The sequence below is a fragment of the Armatimonas sp. genome (assembly GCF_031410135.1).
GTDB lineage: Bacteria > Armatimonadota > Armatimonadia > Armatimonadales > Armatimonadaceae > Armatimonas.
In genome coordinates, this window is record NZ_JANNYP010000072.1 from 1 (window position 1) to 7,132 (window position 7,132).

Below are 7,132 nucleotides of genomic sequence, written 5' to 3' on the forward strand. Positions count from 1 at the left end.
GCGGTGGATTGAGACGCCTTATGGTGCCCCTTCCGACAAAGTGGTTCTTGGAGTGCTGGGGGGCAAAGAAGTCGCGTTCTTGCCACGCCACGGATGCGGCCACACGATCCCTCCTCATAAGATCAACTACAGGGCCAACCTCTGGGCGATGAAGTCGCTGGGGGTCGAGGCGGTGATTGGGCCGTGTGCGGTCGGCTCGCTCCAGAAGCACATCGAACCAGGGCACGTGGTGCTATGCGATCAGTTTATAGACCGCACTTCTGGCCGCGCCGATACGTTCTATGACGGCCCTATCGTCACCCATGTCTCAGCTGCAGATCCCTACTGCCCGATTCTGCGTGCCCACGCGCTTGGGGTCTGCCAGCGTCGCGGCGTGACCGTTCATGAAAACGGGACGATTGTCGTGGTCAATGGGCCACGCTTCTCCACCAAGGCGGAGTCGCGCTGGTACACAAGCATGGGCTGGGACATTATCGGCATGACCCAGTATCCCGAAGCTTACCTCGCCCGTGAGCTAGAGCTCCCCTATCTCAATCTCTCTCTGGTGACAGACTATGATGCGGGCCTAGTGAGCGAGAGCGCTGAGGCCGTCACTCACGAAGCCGTACTCGAAGTCTTTGCCGCCAACATCGAGAACCTCCGTGGCCTGCTTGCAGAGCTCGTCGAGACGCTCCCCGAAGTGGCTGGAAGCCCCGCACGAACGGCTATGAAAGGTGCACAACTTGGCTAAATCTTCTTCGGACACACTCTTCGAGACACAGATGCTCCCCCATCTGGACTCGCTTTACCGCGCGGCGATCTCAATGACGCGCAACGCACAAGATGCCGATGATTTGGTTCAAGATACGTTTGTCCGTGCCTACCAATTTATTGATAAATTTCAAGTGGGAACTAATGCGCGGGCCTGGCTGTTTCGCATACTGACAAATTTATTTATCAATAACTACCGACGGAAAAAGCGAGAGCCAGAGAAGACTTCCTACGATGAGATGGAGGACTTTTTCCTCTACAATCGCTTACAAGATACTTATGTTTCCAGCAAGGCAGACACTCCCGAGTCGGCAGTTATGGGTAAAATCCAGGTGGAAGCCATTCAGGAAGCGATCGGTAACTTGCCCGATGAGTACCGGGACACCGTGATTCTTGCGGACTTAAATGAGCTTTCTTATCAGGAAATTAGTGAGACTTTGGAGATACCGATTGGTACGGTACGCTCTAGGCTCTCCCGTGGGCGACGACTTGTACAGCGCGCTCTTTGGGCCTTTACGGAAGAAAACCCGCGCTAGGATTGTATAGAACTATGAACAAGATTCCCAACGAGTCCCTAGAATTTAATCAGTGCCAGCAAGCTGTCCAGCGGCTCAATGACTTTCTCAGTAATGAGCTACAACAGGAAGAAGAGATACTCGTGCAGAACCATCTGAAGGATTGTCAGGGCTGCCTTGAGAAGTTTAACTTCGAGATAACACTGCTTCGCACCCTTCGGGAAAAGATTGGGCAGGTGCAGGCTCCAGACGGGCTTCGCCAGCGCATCCTCGGCCTGCTCCACAAAACAAACTAAGGATTGTTTGTCCCCTCACGACCATAGGCATCTTGGAGACGCACGACGTCGTCGAGGTGTGGGGTCGAAACCTCTAGGACATCGGAGTCCTCAATGGCCTCGATGGTGTGGATCTCCAGAGGCCGGTTGCGCCACTGATGCCCCTCACCAATCTCGGTGATGGTCAGCGTGTCCAACGTTGCGCCCTTGGTGAGTTTCATCCGCCCCTTGAGCAAGTAGCTCGTCTCATCTTTAAAGTCGTGGTACTGCAAGCTGAGCTTCTGGCCCGCATTGACATGAATGATCTTGCCAACATAGATGTCCGTCCAAGCGTACCAAATCTCATAGCCCCAGGGTTTTTCGACCCGTACTGGGAGGTCTTCAGGTTTAATGTCCATACAGCACCTATTGTACGGCAGGAAACGCAGTACGCGACACAGAACCAGGCTTTATGTTTTCCGCCCCTATCATCTCACTCGGTCTTCTTGCCTTTCAAGGAGAGAGATCTACCGTCAGCCGTGTGGTGACGCAGGGAGGTCGGCAGGTTATTCAAAAACTCGGCGCGACTTCCCGCGAAGGTGAAATCGTGAGCGCTTTGGCGGCCTATCAGCCTCTAGCGCCCGCGTTTCTGGGCGAGGACGCGAGTGGCGCACTGTACTTTTCCGAGTTGCCTGGCATCAACTTAGCGGAGGCATTTGAGCAGACACCCGAGCGGCGCACGGCACTGGCGGAGGCTTTTGGCAGGGCGCTTAGAAATATTCATGCCTGGGAGCCGCCGATCCCCAAACCCGAAACACTCTGGCGTGATGACGCGCTGTCTCGGATTCAGGCAACGGCAGAGAAGCGCTTTTGGGAAAGCATCGAACTGAGCTACACGCCGTTTGCTGGGGAGCGCTACACCGAGGTCGCCGACTGGGTTGAGCGCGAGAGTCCCACTGTCCCCTCGCAGCTCGCGTTCTGCCACGGCGACGCCTGCCTGCCCAATTTCATGATTGAGGCGGGTACAATCACGGGAATTGTGGACTGGGGCGAAGGCGGCTGGGCCGATCCACGCTACGATCTGGCGACGGCACTCTGGAGCCTGCGACGCAATAGCAACGGCGATCCTAAAACGCCCCGCTACCAAGACGCGTTTCTCCGTGGCTACGGCTGGGAGGGTGGCGTGGAGAGCTTGAGGCTTTTTGAGGCATTCTATACCCTATGGAACTAGATCAAGATTTTTTCGATACCCACGGCTATGTGGTCGTGAAGCGTGTTGTGCCTAAGTCCCTCTGCGAAGTGGTGATCGCGGCGGAGTACGACTTTCTGGGCTTTAACCCGAGCAAACCGGAGGGCTGGTACCAGGAGCCTCTGAAGCGCGGCGGGATGTTGGAGCTGTATCAGCACCCGGCGCTCTGGGACACGCGCCAGCACCCGAGCGTTCATGCGGCCTTCACCAAAATCTACGATACGGAAAGGCTCTGGGTGAGCTTTGATCGCGTGAACTTCAACCCGCCCGTGCATCCCGCGCACCCCGAGTACGACCACTTGGGCATGATCCACTGGGACATTGACCCGATGACGGCCCACACCGCGCCGTTTCGCGTGCAGGGCGTGCTCTATCTCTCGGACACGCCCGTCGAGCGCGGCGGCTTTTGCTGCGTCCCCGGCCACCACAAGCTCATCGAGCGCTGGGCCGCCACCAGTGAGCAAGTTCCCGGAGCCCCAGAAGAGGGCAAGCGCACACCCAAAGACAAGAGTGAGATTACGATCGTTCCGATTACTGCGGAGGCAGGCGACCTGGTGATCTGGAACACGCGGCTGCTGCACGGCAATGGCCGCAATCTCTCGGATCAACCACGGCTAGCGCAGTACATCACGATGTCGCCGGAGCACTACGACAACCAGGCCGAGCGCGAGGATAGAGTGATGCGCTGGCGGGAGCGTCGGAGCCCTGAGGCGGACTGGGCACCGGGCGACCCACGTGGGTGGGAGCAACAGTACGGAAAAACTGCCGAGCTGACTGAGCTGGGCAAGAAACTTTTGGGATTGGAACCCTGGAACTAGATGACGATTACAACAGAACGCATCACGCTGGAAAAGCTTATTCCCCTACGCATCAGCCGGGGCGTGAGCGGCAACGCAACCAATTTATTTGTCACGATCGAGCACGATGGGATTGTTGGGCTAGGCGAGCTTGGCCCCAATAGCGTCAGTGGCGACAAGGCCCACACGGGCGAGGAAGATGTGGAGAGCCTGCGCGACGCTCTGGCTCCCCTCGCACCCAGCGAGCTAGATCGCGTAGAGGGCGTTCTGAGCGAGCTAAAATCAGCAGCGGTGGGCTTTGGTGGTGTGGGTGGCGGCGGCGCGATAAAGGCAGCGGTCGAGATGGCCTGCCACGACTGGCTGGGCAAGAAGCTGGGCGTGCCCGTCTGGCAGCTCTACGGCCTGGATCGCTCGCGCACAGTCGAGACCTCGGTGACGGTGGGCATTCAGTCGCCGGAAGAGGCCGCGAGCCAGACCCGCGACTGGCACGCACGAACCGGCGCACGGGTGCTCAAGATCAAGCTGGGAAGCCCCGAGGGCATAGACGCTGACCAGGCGATGTTTGCCGCGATCCAAGAGGCGGCAAGATCCTACGCAAGACCGGCGATCTTCCGGGTGGATGCCAACGGCGGCTGGAGCGTCGCCGAGGCCCAAAAGATGATTGCCTGGCTGGCGGCGCGTGGCGTGGAGTACGTCGAGCAGCCGCTGGAGCAAGGCAACGAGGACGGCCTCGCCGCGCTCCGCCCCGCGCCGATCCCGATCTTTCTCGACGAGACAATCCGTGTCGCCTCGGATGTCCCCAAAGTGGCAGGCGTGATTGATGGCGTGAACGTCAAGCTCATGAAGTGCGGCGGCCTGCGCGAGGCCCTACGCATTGTCGCGGTGGCGAAGGCGCACGGCCTGCACACCATGCTCGGCTGCATGGGTGAGTCATCGCTCGCCATCACCGCCGGAGCCCAGATCGGAGCCGCCTTTGATCACTTGGACTTAGATAGCCACCTGAACCTCAAGAACGACCCCTTTATCGGTGCCGACTGGAAAGACGGCAAGGTGCTCCCGACCGAAGAACCAGGACTCGGGGTCATCTCGAAAAAATGAAAGTGCAGCGGCTGGTTGCCTTATTAAGTGGCTTATTGTTCAGCAGCCTTGCGATAGGGCTGATCTTCATGCGCCCTTGGCTTTCCACTACCGAATCGCAGGTTCAGAATGGCTACTTCACCTACATCGAGCGGAAAACATCAATGACCTGCATGCCTATCCCCTGGTTCAGAGTTTGGCAGGTTTCTAGCCAACACGGTGAGTCAAACACCCAAATCCTACAAATAGGGTTCTTTAAATTTGAGTACATGGAAGCAAAGAACGTATCGCCGTGTGGAACGGCACCAATTCGATGAGATTAACTCCTGACCGGAAACTTGCATTACTGATGCACGAAGCTGTTGTGGGAAGCGCCGGGAAGATGGGCTTTGGCCTGTTGCGCTACTCCGATACTCAGATCGCCTGCGTGATTGACCGAGAGACAGCGGGGCAGGATTTGGCCACGCTCACCGGCATTGCAAGGCGCGTCCCGGTTCCCATTGTCGCCAGTATCGCCGAGGCACTCGCGCTCGGAGCCGACACACTCATCCCCGCGATTGCCCCCGCAGGCGGGGTGTTGCCTGCGGAGTGGCGGCAGGAAGTGCTCCAAGGCTTGCGCGGCGGGATGTCGCTGGTCAATGGCCTGCACGAGCGTATGGCCGAGGCGGCTGACTTCCGCGCCGCACTTACGCCAAACGCCTGGATCTGGGACGTGCGCCAAGAGCCGCCGGGACTAGAGAACGGTCTCGGACGAGCGCGGGAGCTCGCTGCCAAGCGCATCCTCACCGTCGGCACCGACATGGCCATTGGCAAGATGACCGCGAGCCTGGAGCTGCATAAAGCGGCGCAACGGCAAAATATTCCGAGCGCCTTTGTTGCCACCGGCCAGATCGGCATCTGCATCTCTGGAGCCGGGATCGCCCTCGACGCCGTGCGCGTGGACTTCGCCTCGGGCGGGGTAGAGTGGGCGGTAATGAACTCTCCCCTCCCCCCCGCCGGGCGGGGCGAAACTCTGATCTGGATCGAAGGCCAGGGCTCGGTTCTGCACCCGGCGTCTACCGCCTGGCTTCCCCTGATACGGGGGAGTATGCCCACCCACCTGATCCTCTGCCACCGGGCAGGTCAGGAGAGCATTGCCCGTGCTCCGTGGGTTATCTTTCCGCCTCTGAAGGAAGTTGCGGCGCTCTACGAAGCGGTCTGCGCCCCGATCTTGCCTGCGCGGGTGGTCGGGATTGCACTCAACTGCGGGCACCTCAGCGACGAAGAGGCTCGCGTGGCGTGCGAGCAGACCGAGAAAGAGACGGGCCTGCCGACCACCGATGTCGTGCGATTTGGCGGCGAAAAGCTTCTCAGCGCGGTGCTTGCAGGGTAGAATAGCCCCGATGAAGATACTGGTAACGGGTAGCGCGGGGCGCATTGGGAAAGTGGTCAAGGCGCTTCTGGAGTCGCATGGACACACGGTTCGGCCTTTTGACAAAGAGCAGGGCGACCTGCGCGACATCGAGGCAGTGACGGCAGCCGTCGAGGGAATGGACGCCGTGGCGCACCTCGGGGCGATTCCCTGGGCGGTTCCGGGCAAGGACTACGAGGTCATGTCGGTCAATGTCCAAGGCACGACCAATGTGCTGCTCGCCTGCGTCCAGCACGGCGTGAAGCGCGTCGTAGCCTACTCCAGTGTCAATGCCTTTGGCTCGTTTGGCATGGGGCGCGAGGTGGTTCACCTGCCCGGCGGCGACGACTACCCGCACGGCTCGTTCAATATCTACCAGCTCTCCAAGCACCTCAATGAGGAGATGTGTGCCTACTATGCCCAGCACTATGGAATGACCATTCTCTGTCCACGCCCGGTCTTTGTCAGCAGTGCAGAGCACTACCCCAAGTGGCACGAGAGCACCGAAGACGGGCACATGGTGGATCTCTGTAGCTACGTGGACATCACCGATGTGGCAGAGGCAACCCGCCTCGCCCTCACCAACGAGAATCTCAGTGGCTTCCATGCGTTCTTGCTCGCAGCCGACGACACCACCTCCGTGCACCCGACGGCTGATATTATCGCCCGTCGGCTCGCGAGTGTCCCCTGGCGTGTCTCTCAAGAGGAGTGGCTTGCCAAAAACCCGCATCGTGGCCTAATTGACTGCCGCATTGCCAAAGAGCTGCTTGGCTGGCAGCCGAAAGTGAGCTGGCGCACCGTATGAAACCGAGTCTCCTGATCATCGGCGGCTCCGGCCATGTCGGCAGCCTGATCCTCCCCTACCTCGCCGAGCACTACGCGCTACGCGTCTTTGACCTCAAGGCACCTGCTATCGGGGAGTGGGTAGAGGGCGATGTCCGCGACTTTGACGCACTTAAAACCGCCGCACAGGGCTGCGAGAAACTACTCTACATGGCTATGGGCAACCACGATGGCAACGCCCACCCGACGGCGCAGTTTGATGTGAACGTCACCGGCCTCTATCTCGCCCTTAGAGCGGCCCACCAGGCCGGCATCAC

At 59.3% G+C, this 7,132-nt stretch carries 10 protein-coding genes; 9 read left to right on the top strand and 1 reads right to left on the bottom strand.

What is annotated here, in order from left to right:
* The 3 genes from RMO15_RS02530 to RMO15_RS02540 all read left to right on the top strand — a co-directional run.
* Positions 1–730: S-methyl-5'-thioadenosine phosphorylase (locus RMO15_RS02530; protein ID WP_309707500.1), on the top strand; the 730-nt coding region annotated here is incomplete at its 5' end.
* Positions 723–1,286 carry a sigma-70 family RNA polymerase sigma factor gene (locus RMO15_RS02535; RefSeq protein WP_309707502.1) on the top strand — a complete coding sequence of 188 codons (564 nt, stop codon included), beginning with the start codon at positions 723–725 and terminating at the stop codon, positions 1,284–1,286. The genes RMO15_RS02530 and RMO15_RS02535, both read left to right, overlap by 8 nt.
* A gap of 14 nt (positions 1,287–1,300) precedes the next feature.
* On the top strand, positions 1,301–1,561 hold the full coding sequence (locus RMO15_RS02540) for a zf-HC2 domain-containing protein (RefSeq protein ID WP_309707504.1): 261 nt from the start codon (positions 1,301–1,303) through the stop codon (positions 1,559–1,561).
* On the opposite strand, the gene RMO15_RS02545 is transcribed toward RMO15_RS02540, so the two are convergent.
* Complete coding sequence (locus tag RMO15_RS02545; protein WP_309707506.1) at positions 1,558–1,938, bottom strand: hypothetical protein; 381 nt, start codon at positions 1,936–1,938, stop codon at positions 1,558–1,560. The two genes, RMO15_RS02540 and RMO15_RS02545, sit on opposite strands and share 4 nt — an antisense overlap.
* 53 nt (positions 1,939–1,991) lie before the next feature.
* Between RMO15_RS02545 and RMO15_RS02550 the strand changes: the two genes are divergently transcribed.
* The 6 genes from RMO15_RS02550 to RMO15_RS02575 all read left to right on the top strand — a co-directional run.
* Positions 1,992–2,750: a phosphotransferase gene (locus tag RMO15_RS02550; RefSeq protein ID WP_309707507.1), complete on the top strand. Its 759-nt coding sequence runs from the start codon at positions 1,992–1,994 to the stop codon at positions 2,748–2,750.
* Entirely contained in the window at positions 2,741–3,586 is an 846-nt protein-coding gene (locus RMO15_RS02555) for a phytanoyl-CoA dioxygenase family protein (RefSeq protein ID WP_309707509.1), read from the top strand. The genes RMO15_RS02550 and RMO15_RS02555 overlap by 10 nt, the downstream gene beginning before the upstream one ends.
* On the top strand, positions 3,587–4,663 hold the full coding sequence (locus RMO15_RS02560; RefSeq protein WP_309707511.1) for a dipeptide epimerase: 1,077 nt from the start codon (positions 3,587–3,589) through the stop codon (positions 4,661–4,663).
* 328 nt (positions 4,664–4,991) lie between these two features.
* Positions 4,992–6,014, top strand: a complete 1,023-nt coding sequence (locus RMO15_RS02565; RefSeq protein ID WP_309707513.1) for a DUF1611 domain-containing protein — start codon at positions 4,992–4,994, stop codon at positions 6,012–6,014.
* A gap of 10 nt (positions 6,015–6,024) precedes the next feature.
* Positions 6,025–6,837, top strand: a complete 813-nt coding sequence (locus tag RMO15_RS02570; RefSeq protein ID WP_309707515.1) for an NAD(P)-dependent oxidoreductase — start codon at positions 6,025–6,027, stop codon at positions 6,835–6,837.
* The coding region (locus RMO15_RS02575) for an NAD-dependent epimerase/dehydratase family protein (protein WP_309707517.1) at positions 6,834–7,132 on the top strand (299 nt) is incomplete at its 3' end. The genes RMO15_RS02570 and RMO15_RS02575, both read left to right, overlap by 4 nt.